The sequence below is a fragment of the Streptomyces sp. NPDC057682 genome, from assembly GCF_042799575.1.
Classification (GTDB): domain Bacteria; phylum Actinomycetota; class Actinomycetes; order Streptomycetales; family Streptomycetaceae; genus Streptomyces.
This window is the reverse complement of the sequence record NZ_JBHVIN010000020.1, coordinates 112371-135455: the sequence shown is the minus strand read 5'-3', so window position 1 is coordinate 135455 and position 23085 is coordinate 112371. Positions and strand designations below refer to the sequence as shown.

The following is a 23085-nucleotide window of genomic DNA, read 5'->3' as shown; positions in this document are numbered from 1 at the left end:
CAAAACTGGTCATTCGGTGGCACGCTCTCGGCTCGTAACCCCCCACGGAACGAGCAACGGAGCACGTATGTCCCCCCACAGCAGCACCCGCCGCGCCGCGGCCCTGGCCGCCGTCGCCGCGATGACCGTCGTCGGACTCCAGACCGGTACGGCCAGCGCCGGACAGCAGACGCCCGGCGACTCCTCCTCCGCCTCCGCCCCCACCGCGCAGGCCTTCCAGAGCGCCACCGCCCGCACCGCCGCGATCAAGTCGGCGCAGGGCGACGCCTCCACGACCGCGAAGGCCCTGCGCCTGGGCGGGCAGGAGAAGCTGATCGCCCGCGACGTCGTCAAGGACGCCGACGGCACGGTGCACACCCGCTACGAACGCACCTATGCCGGACTGCCCGTGCTCGGCGGCGACCTGGTCACCCACACCACGGCCGGCGGCACCCTCAAGAGCGTCACCAAGGCGACCGGCGCCCGGATATCGGTGCCCTCCACCACACCCGGGATCAAGACGGCGGCCGGGGCGCGCACGGTGATCTGGGCGGGCGACGGCACCCCCGTCCTCGCCCTGGAGTCGGTCCGCACCGGCGTCCGCAAGGACGGGACCCCGAGCCGCGTGCGCGTCCTCACCGACGCCACCACCGGCGCCACCCTGCGCAGCACCGAGGAGATCGAGACCTCCGGCGTCGGCAACAGCCAGTACAGCGGCACCGTCGACCTCTCCACCACCGCCTCCGGCTCCGGCTTCGAACTGACCGACGGCGACCGCGGCGGCCACTCGACGTACGACCTGAACCAGGGCGAGAGCGGCACCGGCGACCTCGTCACGGACGACGACGACACCTGGGGCGACGGCACCGGGAACGACCGCCAGACCGCCGCCGTCGACGCCCACTACGGCGCCGCCCAGACCTGGGACTTCTACAAGTCCGCCTTCGGCCGCGACGGCATCGCCGGCGACGGCAAGGCCGCCTACTCCCGGGTCCACTACGGCGACGCGTACGTCAACGCCTTCTGGGACGACAGCTGCTTCTGCATGACCTACGGCGACGGCGCCGACAACAAGAGCGCCCTCACCGCGCTCGACGTCGCCGGCCACGAGATGAGCCACGGTCTGACCTCGTCCACCGCCAACCTGGAGTACAGCGGCGAGTCCGGCGGGCTCAACGAGGCCACCAGCGACATCCTCGGCACCTCCGTGGAGTTCGCCGCCGACAACTCCACCGACGTCGGCGACTACCTCATCGGCGAAGAGATCGACATCAACGGCGACGGCACCCCGCTGCGCTACATGGACGAGCCCTCCAAGGACGGCGGCTCGGCCGACTACTGGGACAGCGGCGTCGGCGACCTCGACGTCCACTACTCCTCCGGCGTCGCCAACCACTTCTTCTATCTGCTGTCCGAGGGCAGCGGCGCGAAGACCATCAACGGCGTGGACTACGACTCGCCGACCGCCGACGGCTCCACCGTCACCGGCATCGGCCGGGACAAGGCCGTCCAGATCTGGTACAAGGCCCTCTCCGTCTACATGACCTCGACCACCGACTACGCGGACGCCCGCACCGCCACCGAAAAGGCGGCCACCGACCTCTACGGCGCCGACAGCGCCGAACTCGCCGCCGTGGACGCCGCCTGGAGCGCCGTCAACGTCGGCTGACGCCCCGCACCCCCCACCCAGGAGCCGGTCAGCCGTCCGCGGCGGGCCGGCTCCTGCCGTACAGCCAGTCCTTCCACAGGTCCGACAGATCCTGCCCGGTCTCCTCCTCGACGTACGCGGTGAAGTCCTCCGTCGAGACGTTCCCGTGCCGGTGGGCCGTCGCCCAGCCCTTGAGCAGCGCGAAGAACTCCTCGTCGTCGTCGACGGCCTCCCGGATCCTGTGGATCACCATCGCGCCCCGCCCGTACACCGGATCCGCCGAGACGTCCGCCGCGCTCGGCGGATCGGCCGGCGGGAAGGCCCAGTTGTCCTCGTCCTCGTACGCCTCGTCGAACGACTCCTGCGCCGGGGTGTCCGCCTTCTCCTCCTCCCACAGCCACTCCGCGTACGTGGCGAGCCCCTCGTTGAGCCACATGTCGCGCCAGCTCTTCGGGGTGACCGAATTCCCGAACCACTGGTGCGCCATCTCGTGGACGAGGAGCCCGATACCGGGCGGGCCGGGGAAGAAGGGACGGTTCTGCGTCTCCAGCGCGTACCCCGCGTCGTCCTTCCGCTCGACGATCGCACCGGTGGCGGAGAAGGGGTACGGGCCGAAGTGCTCGGCCTCCCACGCCACCACCTCGGGGACCCGCGCCACGGTCCGCGCGCTCGCCGCGGCCACCTCCGGATCGACGGCGGTGATCACCGTGGTGCCGCCGGCCATGGTGGAGGTCTTCAGCTCGAAGCGGCCGACGGCCAGCGTCGCCAGATAGCTCGCCATCGGCTCGGCCGTGTGCCAGTGGAACGTGGTGCGGTCCCCTTCCGTCACCGGCGGCCCGGCGAGCACCCCGTTGGAGACCGCCGTCAGCCCCTTGGGAACGGTGACGGTGAGGTCGTACGCGGCCTTGTCGCTCGGGTGGTTGTTGCCGGGGAACCAGGTCATCGAACCGGCCGGCTCACCGAGCGCCACCGACCCGTCGTCCGTCGGCAGCCACCCCTCCTCGGAGTCGTCCGCGTCGGTGAGGGTCTTCGGGGAGCCCGAGTAGCGGACGACCGTGCGGAAGGTCTCGCCCTTGCGGAGCCGGTCCTCGACCTTCGCGTCCGTACGCAGCGTCAGCTCGTTCCCCGCCCGGTTGACGGCCGCCGGGCGGCCCTCCACGGTCGCGGAGTCCACGGTGAGCCCGGCGAGGTCGAGGTTGAAGGAGCTGAGGTCCTGGGTGGCGCGGGCGGTGATCTCGGCCGTGCCGCGCAGGGTCTGCTCGTCGGGATCGACGTCGAGCGTCAGCGCGTAGTGCGTGACGTCGTAGCCGCCGTTGCCGAGCTTCGGGAAGAGCGGATCGCGCACCCCGGACGCGCCCGGTTTCCCCTCCACCCCGCCGGTGCCGCCCGAACAGGCGGGAACGGCGAGGACGAGCAGCAGCGCGGCGGCCCCGGCCCGGACCGGGTTTCGGTGATCCACACCAGGGATCCTATGCGTGGAATGTCGCGCTCCGGGGGTTCGGATTCCCGGAAGACGGAGCCGCGGCCCGCGGCGGAGCCGGACGCGGGGGTGCCGGGGCAGGGGTGGCGCCCGGCACGGGGGCGGCGGGCCGCCCGGCACCCCCGCCGCTCAGAGGACCGCGATGCCCAGCGGCCGTTCGCCCGCCGCCAGCCGTACCGGGGCCTTCTCCCCGGCCAGGTCCACGACGGTGATCCCGTTCCAGTAGCCGTCACGCGTGAACCCGCCGGTGACGTACGCGGTACGGCCGTCCCGCGACACGGCGACGTCCTCGTGCGGACCGTCCAGCGGCACGACGCGCTCGGAGCCGTCCGGCGAACGCACCGTCAGCGAGGCCTCCTCGTCGTCGGAGGCGATCGGACCCGTACCGACCACGAGCAGCGTGCCGTCCGGGGCCAGGGCCGCCCCGTGCTGATGGGTGTCGGCCGTCATCGGCTCGACGACCACCCGGCCGGTGCGCGGATCGAGGACGGCCAGCCGCTCGCCCTCGAACGGCAGCAGCAGCTTCCCGTCCGACGGCCGCACCACCGCGTAGTGCGGCTTCAGCCACGAACCGAGCCCGCCCTCGGTGCCGTACGGGGCGACCTCCGCGCGCCGGGTCCGCAGGGTGTCCGTCCGCACGGACGTGACGTCGAACGAGTCGTGGCCGGTGGCGTACACCTCCGCGCCGTCCGGCGAGACGTCCACGTCGAACGGGCGCCGGCCCACGTCCGCCGTGCCGGTGACCTTCAGCGCCGCCGTGTCGACGACCTCCAACACCCCGTGGGCGTCGGGGACGTTCACGCCCACGTAGACGTGCCGGCCGTCCGGGGCCAGGGCGATGCCCATGCCGCCGCCCCGGTACTCCCCGGTGGTGACGGGCCCGGTCCCCGTCCGGTACGGGATCAGCGCCTGCCGGGTGCGGGTCTTCGTGTCGACGACCGCGACGCCCTCGGCCGTGGCCACCCAGGCCCGGCCGTCCTTGCCGACGACCAGACCGTACGGCGCGGTCCCGACCTCGACCCGGTCGAACGCGCCGCGCTCCGGATCGACGAACGTCACCGTGTCACCGCCGAAGTCGGCCACCAGCAGCGTGCCCCCGGGGGTCTCCCCCCGTGACGGCGTCACCGACGGGGCGGCCGCCGCCGTCGGCTCCGCCGCGCTCCGCGCGGCCGGCCGGTCCGGCGTACCGGTGGACTCCGCGGCGCAGCCGGCCAGCACCGCGGTGGCGGCGAGCGCGGCCAGCACGGGCGCGGCACGCAGCGGCCCGGAACGGCGGCCGGTCACCAGGAATCCCCTCCCTCGGCGGCCACGCCCGGTCACCGTGGGTCCCCGCCCTCGGCGGCCACGCCCGGTCACCGCGGATCCCCGCCCTCGGCCGCCCGGCCACCCGTGGCGGCCCGCAGCAGCGCGGCGATCCCGGTGAAGCCCCGGCGCTCCGCATGGGCCAGCGCCGTGACCCCGTCGCCGTCCGGCAGCCCCGGCGTCGCCCCGGCCGTCAGCAGCAGTTCGACGATCTCCTGGTGGGCCCGCCCGCCGTCGCCGAGGATCACGGCCTCCAGCAGTGCGGTCCAGCCCAGCCGGTTGACGTGGTCGACGTCGATGTCGGTGGCCCGGAGCAGTTCCCGTACGTACGCGACGTGGCCGCGCTCGCTCGCCGGGATCAGCGCGATCCCGCCGAACCGGTTGCGCAGCCCCAGATCGGGCCCGGCCGGCAGCAGGACGCGCATCATCGCGACGCTGCCGGTGACCCCGGTCGCCAGCCAGGGGCTCTCCTCGCGGGTGTCCTGCGCGTCGGGGTCCGCCCCCGCCGCCACCAGCACCCGGGCGGTCTCGACATGGTCGCCGTGGACGGCCAGGAGCAGCGGGGTGCGCAGCTCCTGGTCGCGGACGTCCACCCTGGCACCGCCCTCGACCGCGGCCCGCACGGCATCGGTGTCGCCGGTGCGCGCGGCGTCGAGCAACTGCTGGTCGAGGGCGTTCATCCCGGTCTCCCGTGGGTCGGTGCGGTTACTTCGCGAGGGCGGCGACGCCGGCCTGGGCGAACTTCTCGTCGAGGTCGCCGCTCGGGGCGCCGGCCACGCCGATGCCCGCCACCGGGGCACCCTTGACCTGCACCGGGGCGCCGCCCGCGAGGAACAGGGTGCCAGGGATGTCCTTCAGCGTCGGGGCCTGGGCGAGCCGCTTGGCCAGCTCGGAGGTCGGGGCGTTCCAGGACACGGCGGTGTACGCCTTCTTCACGGCCGACTCGTACGCCTGCGGGCCGGCGCCGTCGCCGCGCAGCGTCAGGATGGTGTTGCCGTTGCGGTCGACGACCGAGACGGCGACGCGCTGGTTCTCCTTCTTCGCCGCGTCCAGGGAGGCCTGCGCGGCCTTGGTGGCGGCGTCCAGCGTCAGGTGCGTGGTCTGCTGGAGGTTCCGGTTCGCGGTGTCCGCCTTGACCGTGGTGGCGGGCGCGGCGGCCGGGGCGGAGGCGTTCGCGGACATGGCGCCGAAGGTGCCGGCTCCGAGCGCGGCGGCGGCGACGGCACCGGTCAGGACACGGGTACGCATGGTCATCTTCTTCATGGGGTGCTCCTCGGGAGTCGCGCTGGGTGGTTCCTGCGTTCTGACATCAATCCTCCGGTCGCCATCGCCCCCCGACCGTCGTCGTACCGGCTCGACGCCGCGCGCGGGACGGCTGACGTCCCCATCGGCCGATCGGTTGATGCGCCCGTCGGCCGCCGGGGTGACGATGGAATGTCCACGCAGGTCAGCACGGGTCCGAACCGGTACGGGCGAGCGGCGCGGGCGAGCAGTTTCGAACGAGCGGTACGAGCAAGGGCTACAGGCGAGCGGCACGAGCGAGCGGTACGAACGAGCGCTACGAGCGGCGGGAAGCAAGGGGTACGAGTGACGCGGCACAACCGCTCCCGGCCGAGGGACACACGGTGACGCGGGGCAGCCCGAGGAAGGGCGGCTCCGGGCGGGTGGGCGGCTCGGGACGCACGGGTGGGTCGGGGGGCGCGGGCGGCTCCGGGCGTACGGACGGCTCGGGACGCACGGACGGCACCGGGCACACGGGCGATTCGGGACGCACGGACGACTCCGGGCGTACAGGTAGCTCGGGACGCAGGGACAGCTCGGCACGCACGCACGACCCCGCACGCACGCACGCCCCCGCACCCACTCGCGGCTCGGCGCGTACGGACGGCTCCGCGCGCACGCTCGGTGCCGGTGGGGCCGACGACCCCGGCACCCGCGCACTCGCCCGGCTCATGCACGCCGCGTTCTTCCTGCTGCTGGGCGCCTCCCTGACCCGCTTCCTGCTCCGCCACCCCGGCGAGACCCGCACCCCGTGGATCATCGGGCTGTCCGTCGCACTGGCCGCCCTGTACGTGCTGGGGCCCGTCCTCGGCTCCCGCCCGACGCCCCGCCGCCTCGTCTGGCTCGGGGCGCTCGTCGCCGTATGGATGGTCCTGGTCGTCCTCGCGCCGAGCTTCGCGTGGTGCGCGGTGCCGCTCTTCTACACCGGGCTGCGCATCCTGCCGCCGCGCGCCGCCCTCGTCCTGGTCACCGTGCTCACCCTGTTCGTCGTCGCCGCACAACTGCGCCTGGCGAGCGGTTTCGACCCCAATCTGATCCTCGCCCCGCCCGCCGTGGCCGCCGTCGCCACCGCCGTCTTCGTCCATATGCAGCGCCAGGCCGCCACCCAGGCCGAACTCATCGACGACCTCCTGCGCACCCGCCGCGAACTCGCCGCCACCGAACGGCGCGAAGGCACCCTCGCCGAACGCCAGCGGCTCTCCATGGAGATCCACGACACCCTGGCCCAGGGCCTGTCCAGCCAGCAGATGCTGCTCCAGGCCGCCGACCGCACCTGGGACGCCGACCCGGACACCGCCCGCCGCCACGTCCGCACCGCCACCGGCATCGCCGAACGGAACCTCGCCGAGGCCCGGCGCTTCGTCCACGACCTCGCCCCCGCCGACCTCGCCGAGGGCGGCGGCCTCGAACAGGCCCTGCACGCCCTCGCCGCCCGCGAGACCGCCCAGGCCCAGGGCCGGTACACCGTCCGCTGCCACGTCGAGGGCACCGCCCACACCCCGCTGCCCGACCGCACCCAGTCCGCACTGCTGCGGATCGCCCAGGGCGCCCTGGCCAACGTCCGCGAACACGCCGGCGCGACCGAGGCCGCCCTGACCCTCACCCACCTCGACGACCGCACCGTCCTCGACATCGCGGACAACGGCCACGGCTTCACCCCCGCCGCATCGGCCGGGGCCCCCACCGGCGTACGCGGCCACGGACTTCCCGCGATGCGCGCCCGGCTCCAGCAACTCGGTGGCACCCTGGCCATCGAGTCCGCACCCGGCGAGGGCACCGTCGTCACCGCCGCCGTCCCGCTCCCCGACGCCCCCACCGGCCCCCTCACCTCCACCGGCCCCCTCACCCCCCAGGACCCCGCATGACCGCCGCGCACCCGCCCGTCCGGATCCTGCTCTGCGACGACCACGCCGTCGTACGCGCCGGGCTCCTCGCCCTCCTCGGCAGCGAACCCGACATCGAGGTCGCCGGCGAGGCCGGCAGCGGCGAGGAGGCCGTCGCCCTGGCCGCCCGGCTCGCCCCCGACGTCGTCCTCATGGACCTCCAGCTCGGCGACGGCATCGACGGCGTCGAAGCCACCCGGCGCATCGTCGCCGCCTCCGCCGACGCCCACGTCCTCGTCCTCACCACCTACGACACCGACGCCGACATCACCCGCGCCATCGAGGCCGGCGCCACCGGCTACCTCCTCAAGGCCGAACGGCCCGAAGAACTCTTCGCCGCGATCCGCTCCGCCGCCCAGGGCCGCACCACCCTGTCCCCGCCCGTCGCCAGCCGCGTCATGGCCCGGATGCGCAAACCCCTGCCCACCCTCACCGACCGCGAACGCGACATCCTCGGCCAGCTCTCCCAGGGCCTCGGCAACCGCGAGATCGCCCGCGCCCTCTTCATCAGCGAGGCCACCGTCAAAACCCATCTGGGCCGCATCTACGACAAGCTCGGCGTCGACACCCGCGCCGGCGCCGTAGCCGTCGCCAAGGAACAACGCCTCCTCCCCTGAGCACCTCCCCCGACGCCCCGCGACCGCCTCCCCCGGCCCGCCGCGCCCGACGCCCCGCGACCACCGCCCCGGCCCGCCGTGGCCGGGCACCCGCACCCCTCCCCGGCCCCGCCCACCGCGGCCCGCCCTCGGCCCCGCGCCCTCCCTCACCGCCGGGCCCGCCCCGGCGGCATGACACCATCGGACCGTGCTCGACATCGGCTACTCCCTCTCCCGGCGCTTCCCCGACCCCCCGCAGACCGACTACCGCCGGGCGGACGTGCACGCCCTGCGCCACGACCTGTTCTCCGGGGACGTCTACCTCGCGGACACCAAGGAGGACCGCGAGGTATCCACAGCCTGGGGATGGGTCCCGGTCCTCGACTTCGCCTGGGCGCTGTGCGACATCGTCGAACAGCTCGACCGCGACCCGCGCGGCAACCGCTCCCACCGCCGCCAGTTCGCCGAACTCGACTTCACCGAGTCCACCGACCGCATGCTCTTCGAGCGCCGCTTCGGCTGGGTCGACATCGAGGCCGACTGGATGGACGCCGAGGAGCCCCCGCTCACCTTCGGCCACTCCCTGCTGCGCCGCGAGGCCCGGGACTTCCTGCACGACCTCATCGCCGACCTCGCCGACCTGCACGAAGGCCTGGCCGACAACCCCGTCGTCTGGGACCTGCAGGCCCGCTTCCCCCGCATCTGACCCACCCCACCGGGCGCCCCGCCCCCACGGAGACCCCGCCCCCGCGGCAGCACCTCGTAACCCACCGGCCCCAGCCCCCGACTCGCACCCGGGCACCCCGGACGCCCCAGGCGCCCCGGCCTCCGGCTCACGCCCCAGGCCCCCCGGCCATCCCGGAATTCAGTCCTCCACCCGCACCCCGATCTGCGCCGCGAACGCCGGCGCCAGCTCCATCAGCTGGAGCGAACTGATCACCGCCCCCGCCAGCCGGTCCACCCCCCGCGCGATGTCCAGCTCCGCGACCGTCCGCAGATCCACGTCCTCCATCCGCACCGCGCTGAAATCCGCCCGGCGCAGCACACAGTCCCGGAACTCCACCCGCGTCAGCCGCGCGTCCCCGAAATCCGGCTCGGCCAGCACACAGCCCTCGAAGACCACGTCCTTCAGCCGGGCCTTGCGCAGATTCAGGTAATCGATCTTGCCGCCCCGGAACAGCACCCGCTCCAACACCGCCCCGTGCAACTGCGTCCCGCCCAGCCGCGCGTCGACCACCTCCACGTCACGCAGCGACGCCCCCGCGAGATCGGTGCCCACCCCCCGGACCCCCGTCAGCACCGAGTCCATGAACCGGGCACGCCCCAACTCCGTACGGTCCAGGGAACAGCCCTCCAGCGCACAGTCCATGAACCGGGCCCCCCGCCCCGGCTCGTCCGCCAGATCCGCCTCCGCGAACCGCACCCCGTCGTAGTCCCCGTCCGGCTCCAGCCCGCCCCCGTCGTACGCCACCAGCGGCGGCAGTCTCACCTCCGGACGCCGCGCCCCCACGACACCGCCCCCGGCCCCCCGGCCGGACCTGCCCGAACCACCACTGCTGCGCACCATGACCCCATCGTGACGCACCCCACTGACAACGCCCCCGATCCGGCCCCCGGAGCCCGTCGGCACCCCGGGCCCGCCGGCGCCCGAGACCCGTCAGCCCCGGCCACCCGCCAGTCCCTCAGGCCCCTCAGGCCCCCAGGCCCTCCAGCGCCCCGCCCGTCAGCCGGTACACCGTCCACTCGTCCTGCGGACGCGCCCCCAGCGACTCGTAGAACGCGATCGACGGAGCGTTCCAGTTCAGCACCGACCACTCCAGCCGGCCGTACCCCCGCTCCACACAGATCCGCGCCAGCTCCGTCAGCAGCGCCTTCCCATGGCCGCCGCCGCGCCGCTCCGGGCGTACGTACAGGTCCTCCAGATAGATCCCGTGCACCCCGTTCCACGTCGAGAAATTCAGGAACCACAGGGCGAACCCGACCACCTCGCCGTCCTCGTCGGACTCGGCGACGTGCGCGAAAGCGGCCGGCCGCTCACCGAACAGCGCCTCGCGCAACTGCTCCTCGGTGGCCTTGACCTCGTGCAACGCCTTCTCGTACTCGGCCAGTTCACGGACCATGGCGTGAATGACCGGCACATCGGCAGGGGTAGCGGTACGAATCATGAGGGCAGCGTAAGGCACACCACCGCGCCCACCAGCGACGATGCCCGCCACCCCGCACCCCGCACCGCACCCCGCAGCCATCCACCGCCACAGCAACCGCCCACGGCTACGCCCGCCGTCCCCCCGCCAGCAACCGCCGCGCCACCTCCGCATGCGCCGGCACCAGCCGCCGCCCGCCCTCCTCCGTCTCCCAGCACGCGTTCTGCAACACCCGCCCCAGCGTCCACGCCCGCGCCCGCTCCCGGTCCAGCCCCAGCGCCCCCGTCAGCAGATCGAACCGCCACCCCACGTCCCCGGCGTCGAACCGGTCCGTCAGCGCCGGAAACAGATCGAACCCCGGATCCCCCACCAACGGCTTCGGATCGATCGCCACCCACCGCGCCTCGCCACCACCGCCGCCCTCGGCCGCCAGCACGTTCCCGAAATGCAGATCCCAGTGCAGCAACCGGTCCCCCGGCTCCCCCGCCACCTCCCGCACCGCCGCCGCGCAGTCCGCCACCAGCCGCCGCTCCTCCGCGTCGGCCAGCCCCCGCACCACCCCCGGCGCCGCCTCCAGCATCCGGACCGCCGCCGCCCCGAGCCCCCGCAGCCCCGACCCCACCGGAACCCGCACGGCCGTCAGCCCCGCCAGCAGCCCCGCGACCACCCGCACCGCCTCCCGGGCCTCCGCCACCCCCGACAACGCCCGCCCCGCGTCCAACCGCTCCAGCAGCATCGTCCCCGTAGCCGCGTCCCACTCCAGCAGGCCCACCGCACACACCGAACCCCCCGCGGCCCCCCACAACCGCAGAGCCACCGGCTCCCCCGCCGTCTCCTCATCCACCAACTGACACTTCAGCACCGCCCGGCGCCCATCCCCCACCCGCACCACCGGCACCACCAACGCACAGACCCCGCACGCCACCGGCCCGTCCCGACGCAGCCCCCACCGCTCCAGAAAGCCCTCCACCAACGCGGGCAGCCCCGCCACGAACGCACGCCCGGCCGCACCGTTGTACCGAACCTGAGTGGCGATCAGCTCATCCGGAATGTCAATCACGTGCCAGATCCTAGGAGCGTGCGTCAATCGGCTATGCCCCCGAGCCGCCCCGCCCCACCCACACGGCCCCGCACCGCGCCCGCCACGTGGATCCGCGGCACCGGCTCCTGGATCCGCAGCGCCCCCGGCACCTACCTCTGGCTCGCCGCCCTCTTCGTCACCACCGTCATCGTCCACCAGATGTCACCCGACTTCGAAGAGGACTTCCTCCGCCAGCGCTCCACCAACATCCACGAACTCACCCGCAACCCCGTCCGCGTCCTCATCAGCAGCGCCTTCTGGATCGACGGCGGACAATGGCTCCCCTACGCCGCCCTCTACACCCTCTTCCACGCCCCCGCCGAACGCCGCCTCGGCACCCCGCGCTGGCTCACCGTCGCCGCGAGCGCCCACGTCCTCGCCACCCTCGTCAGCGAAGGCGTCCTCGCCTGGGCCATCCACCACGGCCACGCCCCGCCCTCCGCCGCCAACACCCTCGACATCGGCGTCAGTTACGCACTCGCCGGAGTCGTCGCCGTCCTCACCTACTACATCGCCCGCCCCTGGCGGCCCCTCTACCTCTTCGCCGTCCTCGTCATCTACGGCATCCCCCTCGCCACCAGCCCCACCTTCACCGACCTCGGCCACCTCACCGCCGTCCTCATCGGCCTCGCCTGCTACCCCCTCACCCGCACCCACCCCGAGACGAAACCCACCCCCGCCCAGTAAATTCCCGTCGCAGCACCACCCACTCCACAGCCACACCGGACACGGACACCGGCCACCCGGCCGTCCCCACACCCGGACACGGACACGGACAAGCAGGGGCAACATGAGCACCGTCAGCACCGTCAACGGCGGCATATCCTTCTGGTACGCGGACCACGGCATCCCCGACCCCCGCGAACCCCTGCCCGGCGACAGCAACGCCGACGTCTGCATCGTCGGCGGCGGATACACCGGACTCTGGACGGCGTACTACCTCAAAAAGGCCGTCCCCTTCCTCAACATCACCGTCCTCGAAGCCTCCTTCTGCGGATACGGCGCCTCCGGACGCAACGGCGGCTGGCTCTACAACGGCATCGCCGGACGCGACCGCTACGCCCGCCTCCACGGCCACGACGCCGCCGTCCGCCTCCAACAGGCGATGAACGACACCGTCACCGAGGTCATCGACACCGCCGCCGCCGAGAACATCGACGCCGACATCCACCACGGCGGCGTCCTCGAAGTCGCCTACACCCCCGCCCAACTCGCCCGCCTCAAGGACTTCCACTCCGTCGAAATCGCCTTCGGCGAAACCGACCGCACCCTCCACGGCGCCCGCGAGACCGCCGAACGCGTCCGCGTCCACGGAGCCGTCGGCTCCACCTGGACCCCCCACGGCGCCCGCATCCACCCCGTCAAACTCGTCACCGGACTCGCCACCGCCGTAGAGGCCCTCGGCGTCACCATCCACGAGAACACCCCCGTCACCGAGATCCGCCCCAAGCACGCCGTCACCCCCTACGGCACCGTCCGCGCCCCCTACGTCCTGCGCTGCACCGAAGGCTTCACCGCCGACCTCAAGGGCCAGAAGCGCACCTGGCTCCCCATGAACTCCTCCATGATCGTCACCGAACCGCTCCCCGACTCCACCTGGGACGCCCTCGGCTGGGACAACCGCGAAACCCTCGGCGACACGGCCCACGCCTACATGTACGCCCAGCGCACCGCCGACAACCGCATCGCCCTCGGCGGCCGCGGCCACCCCTACCGCTACGCCTCCGCCACCGACAACGACGGCCGCACCCACCCCGCCACCGTCGACTCCCTCCGCGACCTCCTCGTCCGCCTCTTCCCCGCCACCGCCGGCGCCGCCATCGACCACGCCTGGTCCGGCGTCCTCGGCGTCCCCCGCGACTGGTGCGCCACCGTCACCCTCGACCGCTCCACCGGCCTCGGCTGGGCCGGCGGCTACGTCGGCTCCGGCGTCGCCACCGCCAACCTCGCCGCCCGCACCCTCCGCGACCTCATCCAGCAGGACTCCGGCCAGGCCGGCGCCACCGACCTCACCACCCTCCCCTGGGTCAACCACCACGTCCGCCGCTGGGAACCCGAACCCCTCCGCTGGCTCGGCGTCCACGCCCTCTACGCCGCCTACCGCACCGCCGACCGCCGCGAGCTCGCCACCGCCCGCCCGGACACCGACCCGCTCGCGAAGTTCGCGGACAAGCTGTCGGGACGGGGCTGAGCCCTCGGAGAGCAACAAAAAAGGGATCCCGGCCCGGGACGCGGTCCCCGGGCCGGGATCCCGGCCGAGCCCCCTGTCGGATTCGAACCGACGACCTACGCATTACAAGTGCGTTGCTCTGGCCATCTGAGCTAAGGAGGCGTGCCGGAGCAGTGTAACCAACGCGGCCCCCGGACTCTGCGGAAATCTCACACCCCTGTGACTACTGACAGATCCCAAAACGCCAGGTAGCGTCGCTGAGGGTTCACCCGAGTGGGTGAGACCACTCCCTTACAACGGACCGTCCGGCACGTTCCTGCCGGTGAAGGAGAAGCATCAGCATGGCCAGTGTCACGTTCGACAAGGCGTCCCGCGTCTACCCCGGCTCCACGAAGCCGGCGGTCGACCAGCTCGAGATCGACATCGCGGACGGCGAGTTCCTCGTCCTCGTCGGTCCCTCCGGTTGTGGCAAGTCGACCTCCCTGCGCATGCTCGCGGGTCTTGAGGACGTCAACGGCGGTGCGATCCGCATCGGTGACCGCGACGTCACGCACCTGCCGCCGAAGGACCGGGACATCGCGATGGTGTTCCAGAACTACGCGCTGTACCCGCACATGACCGTCGCGGACAACATGGGCTTCGCGCTCAAGATCGCCGGTGTGAACAAGACCGACATCCGGGCGAAGGTCGAAGAGGCCGCCAAGATGCTGGACCTCACCGAGTACCTGGACCGCAAGCCGAAGGCGCTCTCCGGTGGTCAGCGTCAGCGTGTGGCGATGGGCCGTGCCATCGTGCGTGAGCCGCAGGTGTTCCTCATGGACGAGCCGCTGTCGAACCTCGACGCCAAGCTCCGTGTCTCCACCCGTACGCAGATCGCCTCGCTCCAGCGCCGTCTGGGCATCACGACCGTGTACGTCACGCACGACCAGGTCGAGGCCCTCACCATGGGTGACCGCGTCGCGGTCCTCAAGGACGGTCTGCTCCAGCAGGTCGACTCGCCGCGCAACATGTACGACAAGCCGGCGAACCTCTTCGTGGCCGGCTTCATCGGCTCCCCGGCGATGAACCTCGTCGAGGTTCCGATCACCGACGGTGGCGTGAAGTTCGGCAACAGCGTCGTCCCGGTCTCCCGCGAGGCGCTGACCGCCGCCGCGAGCCGTGGCGACAAGACCGTCACGGTCGGCATCCGCCCGGAGCACTTCGACATCGTCGAGCACGGTGGCGCGGCGGCCAAGGCCCTCTCGAAGGACTCCTCGGACGCCCCGGCCGGTCTGGCCGTCTCCGTGAACGTCGTCGAGGAGCTCGGCGCCGACGGCTTCGTCTACGGCGCGGCCGAGGTCGGTGGCGAGCACAAGGACCTGGTGGTCCGCGTCGGCGGCCGTGCCGTCCCGGAGAAGGGCACGAAGCTGCACGTCGTCCCGCGCCCGGACGAGCTGCACGTCTTCGCGACGTCGACCGGTGAGCGCCTCACCGCCTGACGCCCGCGCGCACGCTGTACGGTGGCCCCGCACGATGACCGTGCGGGGCCACCGCCGTGTCCGGGGGTACCGGAAGAGCGCCCGGGAGGTTTGGACGGGCGGGGTCCGTTTTCCCCGGCACAACGGTCATTTCGTTTCCTCGCGTCAACACGGGATTCGAAAGGCGGGATCGAACCATCGCCCGCGAGGGTGACACGGTGTCGCTGTTCCCTCACTGCCCGCTACGCTCGCTGCGTGACCCACTCCGCGCGCCGTATCGGCCGAACTCTCGCTTTCGTCCTGCCTGTCGTCATGGTTCTGTCCGGGACCCTCGCGGTGACCGCCGTGCCGTGGGCAGCGTCCAACTCCGACGCGCAGATCCTCGCCGCGTCCTCGCAGACCGTTTCCAAGACCGCGAAGGCGCCCGCTCCGCAGGACGTCCTGCGGGACCGGCTGCTGGCCGAGCTCCAGCAGAAGGACCCCGGGGTCGCGCTGACCGAGCTCCAGCGCGCCGTCGAGGGCCGTCCGTCGCTGGCCAAGCACTGCATGTCGATCGCGCGGGCGCTGGGGAAGGCGGCGGTGCGGCAGTACGGTCCGACCCGGGCGCACCGTTTCTCGCGTCCGGTGTGCGACACCTCGTTCGCTGCGGGTGTCGCGCAGTTCAGCTGACCGGTGCATGCCCGGCACCGCATATCGTGCCTGGCATGCATACGTTTCCGACGCAGGCCGTGATCCTGGCGGGTGGCCAGGGGTCACGGCTGCGCCCGTATACCGATGACCGCCCCAAGCCGATGGTCGAGATCCCGGGTACCGGGACGCCGATCATCGGCCATCAGCTTTCCTGGCTGGCTTCCGAGGGCGTGACCGATGCCGTGGTGTCGTGCGGGCATCTCGCCGAGGTGCTCCAGGAGTGGCTCGCCGAGGCGGTGCTGCCGCTGCGGGTGACGACGGTGGTGGAGACCGAGCCGCTGGGGCGTGGTGGCGGGTTGAAGTACGCGGCGGCCCGGCTGCCGGATCCGGGGCAGCCGTGGTACGCGACGAACGGTGACATCTGGACCCGTTTCTCCCTGCGCGAGATGGCCGCGTTCCATGCGGAGCGCGATGCGACGGCGACCCTGGCGCTGGCCCGGCCGCGTATTCCGTGGGGTGCCGTCGAGACGGATGCCTTCGGGCACATCACGGACTTCATCGAGGCGCCGCCCTCGCCGTATCTGATCAATGCCGGGGTGTACGTGTTCTCGCCGGCGTTCACGGGGCTGCTGCCGGACCGGGGCGACCATGAGCGGACGACGTTTCCCCGGTTGGCGCGTGAGCGCAGTCTGGCCGGGTTCCCGTTGCCGCACGGGGCGTACTGGCGGGCCATCGACACCGCGAAGGATCTGACCGAGGCGGCGAAGGAGCTGAACGGGCAGTAGGCGGCCTCGCGCCGTACGGCAGAAGGAAGGGGGCGGGCGCCGGATGGGATCCGGTGCCCGCCCCCTTCGTGTCGTGCGGTGCGGGGCTCGTCAGCCGAGGAGGCCGCCGATGGGGTTGCGGCCACCGCTGCTGCCGCCGCCGTCGGAGGAGCCGCCCGAGGAGCCGCTGCCCGGGTCGGAGCCGCCGCTGCCTGCGCCTCCGGCGCTGCCGGTGGGCCCGGAGGAGCTGGGGCCGGAGCTGGTGGACGGGGGCTGCTGGGGCGTGGACTGCTGCGGGGTGGTCTGGCCGGTGCCCTGGGTCTGGCTGGGCTGTCCGGCGCTCGTTCCCGTGCCGGCCCCGGCGGTCTGGCGGCTGCCGCCGGTCGCGGGGGTGGAGGCGTCCGCGGTCGGGGTCTGCGGGGCGGTGCTGCGGGAGGGGGTGGGGCGCTGGCCTGCGGGGGTGTGGGAGGCCTTGCCGCGGTGGGACTTCTCGGGGAGGGGGGAGCCGGGGAGCTGGTTGGTGGGGACGCCGTTGGGTCCGGGGACGGTGACGACCTCGGTGGAGCGGACGGCGCCGCCGAGCATGGAGCCGATGAGGAGGGTGAGGCCGACGACGACGGAGGCGACGACGGCGCCGCGGCGCAGGACGCGGCGGCGCAGCTCCCAGATCTCGGAGCGGGGTCCGAGCTTGCGCCAGGCTTCTCCGGCGAGGCGTCCGTCGATGGAGTAGACGGGGGCGCCGGCGATGATCAGCGGGCTCCAGGCAGCGAGGTAGATGATGTCGGGCGCGTCGTAGGCGGCGACGGTGCGCCAGCTGACGGTGACGAGGAGGGCTGCGGACAGCAGGGCTCCGATGGTGGCGGCGACGCGCTGCCAGAGGCCGAGGACGGTGAGGACGCCGACGACGACCTGGAGGAAGGCGATGCTGAGTCCGGCGCCGACGGGGTGGGCGAGGGCGAATTCGCGCAGGGGTTCGGCGAGGGCCCAGGGGTGGAGCGAGTTGAGCCACTTGACCATGGAGCCGCGTTCGCCGCCGTCGAAGTAGACGGGGTCGCAGAGTTTGCCCATGCCGGCGTAGATGGAGATGAAGCCGAGGAAGACGCGCATCGGCAGCAGGACGACGCCGAGGTTCATGCGGCGGCCGGGGTAGTAGGCGTGCCGGACGTCGTCGGCGCGGCGGTCGCGGGTGTCCTCGTGGTCGTCGGTGAGGTCGGTGGCCGGGTCGTCGTAGGGGTCGTCGTACGCGTCGCGGGGGGCGTGCGGGTCGTACGGTCCGGGCTCGACCGGGTCGTAGGCGCCGACGGCCTGGCGCATGGGCGGCAGCAGGGGGCCGCCGGTGCGGGGCGGGGGTGCGGTGACGACGGGGTTGGGCTGGGTCTCCTCCAGGAGCGTGTCGCGGGGGGAGAGGTGGCCGGGGCCGCTGTCGTACGCGTACGGGGCGTAGGGCTCGTACGGGTCGTAGCCGGTGGTGGGGTGGCCGGCGGTGGAGTTGCGTACGGCTTGGAGGAGTCCGGTGGCGCCGGGGTCGCCGGGGGCGGACTTGCCGCTCCAGACGACGGGGGCGCGTCGGCCGCGGGCTGTTCCGGCGCCGCTCATGGCGGGGATCCTGGGCGCGACGGCGGGGCCCACGCCGCGCAGCCGGGTGCGCTGGCCGGGGGCGAGCTGCACCCGGAAGCTGGCGTGGTTGACGATGACCTGCGCGGGGTCGCAGTCCACCTTGGCCATGCTCAGGGCGGGTTGTTCGTCGAACCGAGGCGTTCTGGTGTCCACACTCATCTAACCGAGTGATGTGTGTTTAGGACACTGCCTTGACGGGCCCGAAGTGTCCGAGACCCGTCAACAGGGGGTGGCGGGGTGTGCCGGGGCGCGCGGGTGCCGGAGTGCGCCCCTGTGGGGGGCGTGCGGGGGCGTCGGCCGGTGGGGGTGGTGCTCCGGTCGGCCGACGCCCGTGCGGGTGGTCAGGCGCGGCGGCGGGCGACCTCGTAGAGGACGATGCCGGCGGCGACGCCGGCGTTCAGGGATTCGGCGCCGCCGGGCATGGAGATGCGGACCCGGTAGTCGCAGGTCTCGCCGACGAGGCGGCCGAGGCCCTTGCCCTCGCTGCCGATGACGATGCAGACGGGGCCGTCGAGGGCTTCGAGGTCCTCGACGGTGTGCTCGCCGTCGGCGGCGAGTCCGACGACGGCGATGCCTTCCTTCTTGTACGCCTCCAGGGCGCGGGTGAGGTTGGTGACGCGGGAGACGGGGGTGCGGGCGGCGGTGCCGGCGGAGGACTTCCAGGCTCCGGCGGTCATGCCGGCGGCGCGGCGCTCGGGGACGACGACGCCGTGGCCGCCGAAGGCGGAGACGGAGCGGACGATGGCGCCGAGGTTGCGCGGGTCGGTGACGCCGTCGAGGGCGACGACGAGGGGTTCCTCGCCGTTGTCGTAGGCGCCTTCGAGGAGGTCCTGCGGGTCGGCGTACTCGTAGGGCGGGACCTGGAGGACGAGGCCCTGGTGGTTGAGGCCGCCGGTCATGCGGTCGAGCTCGGGGCGCGGGGCTTCCATCAGGTTGATGTTGCCGCGTTCGCCGGCGAGCTGGAGGGCTTCGCGGACGCGCTCGTCGTTGTCGATGTACTGCTGGACGTACAGGGTGGTGGCGGGCACGCCGTCGCGCAGGGCCTCGTAGACGGGGTTGCGGCCGACGACCATTTCGGAGGTGCCCTTGACGCCGCCGCGGCGGGGGGCGGGGCGGCGGTTGGCGGCCTGCTTGGCCTTGGCGGTGGCGATGCGGTTCTTCTTGTGCTTCTTGCGGGCTTCGGCGGGCGGGGTGGGGCCCTTGCCTTCGAGGCCACGGCGTCGCTGGCCACCGCTGCCGGTCGTCGCGCCCTTCTTGTTGGACGTGCGGCGGTTCCTGCGCTGGCTGTTCCCGGCCATGACCTACCTGTTTCTTGCTTCGTCGTGCGTACGTGTAAGTGAAAGTGTGCCGCCCGGCGGGCCGGGCGGCACTCGGGGCGCTACGGGCGCGGGCCCAGGGTCCACCGCGGTCCGGAGGGGCTGTCCTCGATGACGAGTCCGGACTGGTTGAGCTCGTCGCGGATGGCGTCGGCGGCGGGCCAGTCCTTGCGGTCGCGGGCTGCCTGGCGCTGGTCGAGGACGAGGCGTACGAGGGTGTCGACGACGCCGTGGAGGTCGTCGCCGCGGTCGTTCTCGCCGGCCCAGTGCTCGTCGAGCGGGTCGAGGCCGAGGACGCCGAGCATGGCGCGGACCTCGGCGAGGCGGGCGACGGCGGCTTCCTTGTCGTCGGCGGCGAGGGCGGAGTTGCCCTGGCGGACGGTGGTGTGGACGATCGCGAGGGCCTGGGGGACGCCCAGGTCGTCGTCCATGGCCTCGGCGAAGGCGGGCGGCACCTCGGCGGCGGGGGCGACGGTCTCGCCGGCCTTCTCGGTGACGCGCTGGACGAAGCCCTCGATGCGGGCGAAGGCGGACTCGGCCTCGCGCAGGGCCTCCTCGCTGTACTCGATCATGGACCGGTAGTGCGGGGTGCCGAGGTAGTAGCGCAGCACGATGGGGCGCCAGGCCTTGACCATCTCGCTGACGAGGACGGAGTTGCCGAGGGACTTCGACATCTTCTCGCCGGACATGGTGACCCAGCCGTTGTGCACCCAGTACCGCGCGAAGTCGTCGCCGTAGGCCTTGGCCTGGGCGATCTCGTTCTCGTGGTGGGGGAAGATCAGGTCGATGCCGCCGCCGTGGATGTCGAAGGCGGTGCCGAGGTACTTGTGCGCCATGGCGGAGCATTCGAGGTGCCAGCCGGGGCGGCCGCGGCCCCAGGGGGTCTCCCAGCTGGGCTCGCCGGGCTTGGACGCCTTCCACATGGCGAAGTCGCGCGGGTCGCGCTTGCCGGTCTCGTTGTCGCCGGAGGGCTGGCGCAGGTCGTCCAGGTCCTGGTTGGAGAGTTCGAGGTAGCCGGGGAACGAGCGGACGTCGAAGTAGACGTTGCCGTCGGCGGCGTAGGCGTGGCCCCGCTCGATGAGGCCGCGCATCATCTCGATCATCTCGGGGACGTGCCCGGTGGCGCGGGGCTCGTAGGTGGGCGGCAGGCAGCCGAGGGCGGCGTAGCCGTCGTTGAAGGCGCGCTCGTTCTCGTAGCCGATGGCCCACCAGGGCCGTCCCTGTTCGGCGGACTTCGTGATGATCTTGTCGTCGATGTCGGTGACGTTCCGGACGAACGTCACGTCGTAGCCGCGGTGGGCGAACCAGCGGCGCATGATGTCGAAGTTCAGTCCGGACCTGATGTGCCCGATGTGCGGGGCGGCCTGGACAGTGGCGCCACAGAGGTAGATCGAGACACAGCCCGCTGTGAGCGGGACGAAGTCACGGATCTGCCGGGCGCTGGTGTCGTACAGGCGAATAGTCACGCCTCAAGGGTAGTGGGCGCGCACCAGTGCCCCGCGACCCGTTGGGGGAATGCGGGGCCTGTTGGTGCGAGGTGCGCGGTTCAGACGCGTCCGACGACCTTGCGCGGGGTGATCCGGACGACGACGCGGGGGGCGTCGTCGTCGGCCGAGGGGTTGAACTCGGCGTAGGGCTTGCCGGTGTACTTCAGGGAGAGCTCGTCGATGAGCGCCTGGCCGCCCTCGGTGGTGAGGGTGGCGGTGCCGCGGATCTCGGCGTACGTGTACGGGGCGTCGAAGGGCTGGACGACGACGGAGACGCGGGGGTCGCGGGCGAGGTTGCGTTCCTTGCGGCGGCCGGTGGTGGTGGAGATGAGGACGTGTTCGCCGTCGCGCTTGACCCAGACGGGGGAGACCTGGGGGCTGCCGTCGGGCTGGATGGTCGCCACGGTGACGAAGACCGGGGAGTCGAGCAGGGCCTTGAGCTCTTCGGAGAGTGCGGCGGTCATGGCGTGCGTCCTTCCGGTCGGGTCGTCGTTCCTTCTACGTCTATCCCACCGGGGCGCTCCCGTCCTGGCGTCGTGTCCGGGTGCGGCGGGCGCGGACCGCCGCCGTGGTGAGGGCGGCCAGGGCGCCGAGGGCGGCGAGGGCGGCGGCGGGGGCGAGGACGGACCAGGGGGCGCGTTCGGCGTAGGGGAGGTTCTCGGCGAGCATGCGCCCCCATTCGGGTGCGGGGGGCTCGGTGCCGAGGCCGAGGAAGCCGAGGGAGGCGAGGGCCAGGGCGACGGCGGGGACGCGCAGGACGGCGTGGCGGGCGACGGGGGGCAGCACGCCGGGCAGGAGGTGGCGGCGCAACAGGTGGAGGCGTCCGGCGCCGAGGGCGCGGGCGGCGGTGAGGTGCGGGGCGGCGCGTTCCTGGGCGCAGAGGGCGGCGGTGTGGGCGGCCAGGGGTGCCCAGGCGACGGCGGTGACGGCGGCGGCCGCGCTCCAGGGGCCGGGGCCGGCGAGGCCGGCGACGAGGAGGCCGGTGAGGATCGCGGGCAGGGCGTTGGCGGTCTCGGTGAGCGCGCCGGCCCCGGCGGCGCCGAGGGCGAGGCCGAGCAGCAGGGTGGCGCCGGACACGGCGACGGCGGTCAGGACGGTGCGGGCGGTGCCGTGCCCGAGGCGGGCGAGGAGGTCGCGTCCGAGGGAGTCGGTGCCGAGGGGGTGGGCGGTGGAGGGGCCGGCGAGGCGGGCGGCGGCGTCGATGTGGAGCGGGTCGCGGAGCAGTCCGGCGAGGGTGACGGCGGTGAGGAGGGCGGCGAGGAGGAGGGCGCCCGCGACGAGGGACCGGCGGCCGCGGGGGGCGGGCGGGACGAGGGCGGGCAGGGCGCCGTCGTGGAGGGCGGGGCCGAGCAGGGTGCGGGCCGTGAGGCGGGTGGCGAGTCCGGCGGCCGTGCCGAGGAGGAGCAGGAGCAGGGCGCAGGACTGGAGGACGGGGAGGTCCTGGGCGAGGGCGGCGGCGAGTGCGGTGCCGCCGAGGCCGGGTATCGCGTAGAGGGTTTCGACGGCGACGGCTCCGCCGGTGAGGCCGACGACGGTCAGGCCGAGCTGGGGCAGCAGGCCGGGCAGGGTGCGGCGCAGGGCGTGGCGGGCGGTGCGGTGTCCGGGGAGTCCGGCCGCGGTGGCGGCGCGGGCCCAGGGTTCGGCGAACGCGGCGGGCAGCGCGTCGTCCAGGAGCCGGCCGAGCAGGGCGCCTGCGGGGATGCCCATGGCGAGGGCGGGCAGTACGGCCTGTTCGGGGGTGCCCCAGCCGAGGGCGGGGAGCCAGTCCAGCCGTACGGCGAGGACGGCGGCGAGGACCGTGGCGAGCAGGAATTCGGGGAGGGCGGCGAGGACGGCGGCGCCGGTGCCGGCCCCCGTGGCGGTCCGGTTCCGCGCGCCGCGCCGCAGGGTGCGGGCGGTGAGGGCGGCGGCCACGGCGAGGGCGACGGCGAGGGAGGCGCCCATGAGGGTCAGGGAGACGCCGAGGGCGGACAGGGCGTCGGGGGCGACGGGCTGCCCGGAGACCCAGGAGGTGCCGAGGTCGCCGTGGAGGAGCCCGCCGAGCCATCCGCCGAGGAGGTGGAGCGGGCCGCCGTCGAGTCCGGTCTCGGCGCGGATGGCGTCGAGGGTCTCGGCGGTGGGCGGCCGGTCGGGGTAGCGGGCGTGCAGGATCGTGCGGGCGGGGTCGGTCCGGGTCAGCCGGGGCAGCAGTCCGATGACGGCGAGGACCGCGAGGAGGGCGGCGGTCCGGCCGGTGAGGTGTTTCACCCG

Annotated in this window: 21 protein-coding genes and 1 tRNA gene; 9 read left to right on the top strand and 13 right to left on the bottom strand. The window is 73.2% G+C overall.

Annotation, left to right across the window (positions count from 1 at the left end; all coding sequences use genetic code 11):
* Positions 1-67: 67 nt before the first annotated feature.
* A complete protein-coding gene (locus ACFVDM_RS31520; protein WP_383648358.1) occupies positions 68-1648 on the top strand; it encodes a M4 family metallopeptidase in 1581 nt (526 codons plus the stop codon).
* A gap of 28 nt (positions 1649-1676) precedes the next feature.
* Here the strand turns inward: ACFVDM_RS31520 and ACFVDM_RS31515 are convergent, their stop codons facing one another.
* The 4 genes from ACFVDM_RS31515 to ACFVDM_RS31500 form a co-directional block, all read right to left on the bottom strand.
* The gene (locus ACFVDM_RS31515) at positions 1677-3086 is read right to left on the bottom strand and encodes a M1 family metallopeptidase (RefSeq protein ID WP_383648356.1); all 1410 of its coding nucleotides are present in this window, start codon (positions 3084-3086) and stop codon (positions 1677-1679) included.
* Between the two features lie 150 nt (positions 3087-3236).
* Positions 3237-4391 carry a YncE family protein gene (locus ACFVDM_RS31510; RefSeq protein ID WP_383648354.1) on the bottom strand — a complete coding sequence of 385 codons (1155 nt, stop codon included), beginning with the start codon at positions 4389-4391 and terminating at the stop codon, positions 3237-3239.
* A 68-nt stretch (positions 4392-4459) separates the two neighbouring features.
* Positions 4460-5089, bottom strand: a complete 630-nt coding sequence (locus ACFVDM_RS31505) for an ankyrin repeat domain-containing protein (protein ID WP_383648352.1) — start codon at positions 5087-5089, stop codon at positions 4460-4462.
* Between the two features lie 25 nt (positions 5090-5114).
* Entirely contained in the window at positions 5115-5672 is a 558-nt protein-coding gene (locus tag ACFVDM_RS31500) for a heme-binding protein (protein WP_383648350.1), read from the bottom strand.
* Between the two features lie 362 nt (positions 5673-6034).
* On the opposite strand from ACFVDM_RS31500, the gene ACFVDM_RS31495 reads away from it, so the two are divergent.
* The 3 genes from ACFVDM_RS31495 to ACFVDM_RS31485 all read left to right on the top strand — a co-directional run bounded on the left by ACFVDM_RS31495 (position 6035) and on the right by ACFVDM_RS31485 (position 8875).
* Positions 6035-7555, top strand: coding sequence for a sensor histidine kinase (locus tag ACFVDM_RS31495; protein WP_383648348.1), 1521 nt, complete (start codon positions 6035-6037; stop codon positions 7553-7555).
* On the top strand, positions 7552-8190 hold the full coding sequence (locus ACFVDM_RS31490; RefSeq protein ID WP_383648346.1) for a response regulator: 639 nt from the start codon (positions 7552-7554) through the stop codon (positions 8188-8190). Before ACFVDM_RS31495 ends, ACFVDM_RS31490 begins: the two co-directional genes overlap by 4 nt.
* A 187-nt stretch (positions 8191-8377) precedes the next feature.
* The gene (locus tag ACFVDM_RS31485) at positions 8378-8875 is read left to right on the top strand and encodes a hypothetical protein (RefSeq protein ID WP_383648344.1); all 498 of its coding nucleotides are present in this window, start codon (positions 8378-8380) and stop codon (positions 8873-8875) included.
* Between the two features lie 159 nt (positions 8876-9034).
* On the opposite strand, the gene ACFVDM_RS31480 is transcribed toward ACFVDM_RS31485, so the two are convergent.
* The 3 genes from ACFVDM_RS31480 to ACFVDM_RS31470 form a co-directional block, all read right to left on the bottom strand.
* The gene (locus ACFVDM_RS31480) at positions 9035-9736 is read right to left on the bottom strand and encodes a pentapeptide repeat-containing protein (RefSeq protein ID WP_383648342.1); all 702 of its coding nucleotides are present in this window, start codon (positions 9734-9736) and stop codon (positions 9035-9037) included.
* Between the two features lie 124 nt (positions 9737-9860).
* The gene (locus ACFVDM_RS31475; protein WP_383648339.1) at positions 9861-10334 is read right to left on the bottom strand and encodes a GNAT family N-acetyltransferase; all 474 of its coding nucleotides are present in this window, start codon (positions 10332-10334) and stop codon (positions 9861-9863) included.
* A 106-nt stretch (positions 10335-10440) separates the two neighbouring features.
* Positions 10441-11382: an aminoglycoside phosphotransferase family protein gene (locus tag ACFVDM_RS31470; RefSeq protein ID WP_383648459.1), complete on the bottom strand. Its 942-nt coding sequence runs from the start codon at positions 11380-11382 to the stop codon at positions 10441-10443.
* A 24-nt stretch (positions 11383-11406) separates the two neighbouring features.
* Here ACFVDM_RS31470 and ACFVDM_RS31465 point away from each other — a divergent pair, with 24 nt between their 5' ends.
* Positions 11407-12081: a rhomboid-like protein gene (locus tag ACFVDM_RS31465; protein ID WP_383648455.1), complete on the top strand. Its 675-nt coding sequence runs from the start codon at positions 11407-11409 to the stop codon at positions 12079-12081.
* Positions 12082-12184: 103 nt separating this feature from the next.
* A complete protein-coding gene (locus ACFVDM_RS31460; protein WP_383648336.1) occupies positions 12185-13585 on the top strand; it encodes an NAD(P)/FAD-dependent oxidoreductase in 1401 nt (466 codons plus the stop codon).
* A gap of 67 nt (positions 13586-13652) precedes the next feature.
* On the opposite strand, the gene ACFVDM_RS31455 is transcribed toward ACFVDM_RS31460, so the two are convergent.
* Positions 13653-13726 (bottom strand) — tRNA-Thr (locus tag ACFVDM_RS31455).
* A gap of 179 nt (positions 13727-13905) precedes the next feature.
* Between ACFVDM_RS31455 and ACFVDM_RS31450 the strand changes: the two genes are divergently transcribed.
* From ACFVDM_RS31450 to ACFVDM_RS31440, 3 genes are all read left to right on the top strand, one after another.
* Complete coding sequence (locus ACFVDM_RS31450) at positions 13906-15042, top strand: ABC transporter ATP-binding protein (RefSeq protein ID WP_383648332.1); 1137 nt, start codon at positions 13906-13908, stop codon at positions 15040-15042.
* Positions 15043-15276: 234 nt separating this feature from the next.
* Positions 15277-15690 carry a hypothetical protein gene (locus tag ACFVDM_RS31445; RefSeq protein WP_383648328.1) on the top strand — a complete coding sequence of 138 codons (414 nt, stop codon included), beginning with the start codon at positions 15277-15279 and terminating at the stop codon, positions 15688-15690.
* A gap of 35 nt (positions 15691-15725) precedes the next feature.
* Positions 15726-16436 (top strand): NDP-sugar synthase, encoded by a 711-nt coding sequence (locus tag ACFVDM_RS31440; protein ID WP_383648324.1) that lies wholly within the window; start codon positions 15726-15728, stop codon positions 16434-16436.
* A 90-nt stretch (positions 16437-16526) separates the two neighbouring features.
* Here the strand turns inward: ACFVDM_RS31440 and ACFVDM_RS31435 are convergent, their stop codons facing one another.
* From ACFVDM_RS31435 to ACFVDM_RS31415, 5 genes are all read right to left on the bottom strand, one after another.
* On the bottom strand, positions 16527-18191 hold the full coding sequence (locus tag ACFVDM_RS31435) for a DoxX family membrane protein (RefSeq protein WP_383648320.1): 1665 nt from the start codon (positions 18189-18191) through the stop codon (positions 16527-16529).
* A 182-nt stretch (positions 18192-18373) separates the two neighbouring features.
* The gene (rlmB, locus tag ACFVDM_RS31430) at positions 18374-19330 is read right to left on the bottom strand and encodes a 23S rRNA (guanosine(2251)-2'-O)-methyltransferase RlmB (protein ID WP_383648317.1); all 957 of its coding nucleotides are present in this window, start codon (positions 19328-19330) and stop codon (positions 18374-18376) included.
* Between the two features lie 80 nt (positions 19331-19410).
* Entirely contained in the window at positions 19411-20814 is a 1404-nt protein-coding gene (cysS, locus tag ACFVDM_RS31425) for a cysteine--tRNA ligase (protein WP_383648313.1), read from the bottom strand.
* Positions 20815-20894: 80 nt separating this feature from the next.
* Entirely contained in the window at positions 20895-21299 is a 405-nt protein-coding gene (locus tag ACFVDM_RS31420) for a PPOX class F420-dependent oxidoreductase (protein ID WP_383648309.1), read from the bottom strand.
* Between the two features lie 40 nt (positions 21300-21339).
* A complete protein-coding gene (locus ACFVDM_RS31415; RefSeq protein ID WP_383648305.1) occupies positions 21340-23082 on the bottom strand; it encodes an ABC transporter permease subunit in 1743 nt (580 codons plus the stop codon).
* Positions 23083-23085 lie beyond the last annotated feature (3 nt).

Bases quoted from the DNA above. Each gene is read 5' to 3' on its own strand.
- ACFVDM_RS31520 (WP_383648358.1), top strand. From the start codon at position 68: ATGTCCCCCCACAGCAGCACCCGCCGCGCCGCGGCCCTGGCCGCCGTC.
- ACFVDM_RS31450 (WP_383648332.1), top strand. From the start codon at position 13,906: ATGGCCAGTGTCACGTTCGACAAGGCGTCCCGCGTCTACCCCGGCTCC.
- ACFVDM_RS31435 (WP_383648320.1), bottom strand. From the start codon at position 18,191: ATGAGTGTGGACACCAGAACGCCTCGGTTCGACGAACAACCCGCCCTG.
- ACFVDM_RS31460 (WP_383648336.1), top strand. From the start codon at position 12,185: ATGAGCACCGTCAGCACCGTCAACGGCGGCATATCCTTCTGGTACGCG.
- ACFVDM_RS31490 (WP_383648346.1), top strand. From the start codon at position 7,552: ATGACCGCCGCGCACCCGCCCGTCCGGATCCTGCTCTGCGACGACCAC.
- ACFVDM_RS31500 (WP_383648350.1), bottom strand. From the start codon at position 5,672: ATGAAGAAGATGACCATGCGTACCCGTGTCCTGACCGGTGCCGTCGCC.
- ACFVDM_RS31475 (WP_383648339.1), bottom strand. From the start codon at position 10,334: ATGATTCGTACCGCTACCCCTGCCGATGTGCCGGTCATTCACGCCATG.
- rlmB (WP_383648317.1), bottom strand. From the start codon at position 19,330: ATGGCCGGGAACAGCCAGCGCAGGAACCGCCGCACGTCCAACAAGAAG.
- ACFVDM_RS31480 (WP_383648342.1), bottom strand. From the start codon at position 9,736: ATGGTGCGCAGCAGTGGTGGTTCGGGCAGGTCCGGCCGGGGGGCCGGG.
- ACFVDM_RS31420 (WP_383648309.1), bottom strand. From the start codon at position 21,299: ATGACCGCCGCACTCTCCGAAGAGCTCAAGGCCCTGCTCGACTCCCCG.
- ACFVDM_RS31440 (WP_383648324.1), top strand. From the start codon at position 15,726: ATGCATACGTTTCCGACGCAGGCCGTGATCCTGGCGGGTGGCCAGGGG.
- ACFVDM_RS31505 (WP_383648352.1), bottom strand. From the start codon at position 5,089: ATGAACGCCCTCGACCAGCAGTTGCTCGACGCCGCGCGCACCGGCGAC.
- ACFVDM_RS31465 (WP_383648455.1), top strand. From the start codon at position 11,407: ATGCCCCCGAGCCGCCCCGCCCCACCCACACGGCCCCGCACCGCGCCC.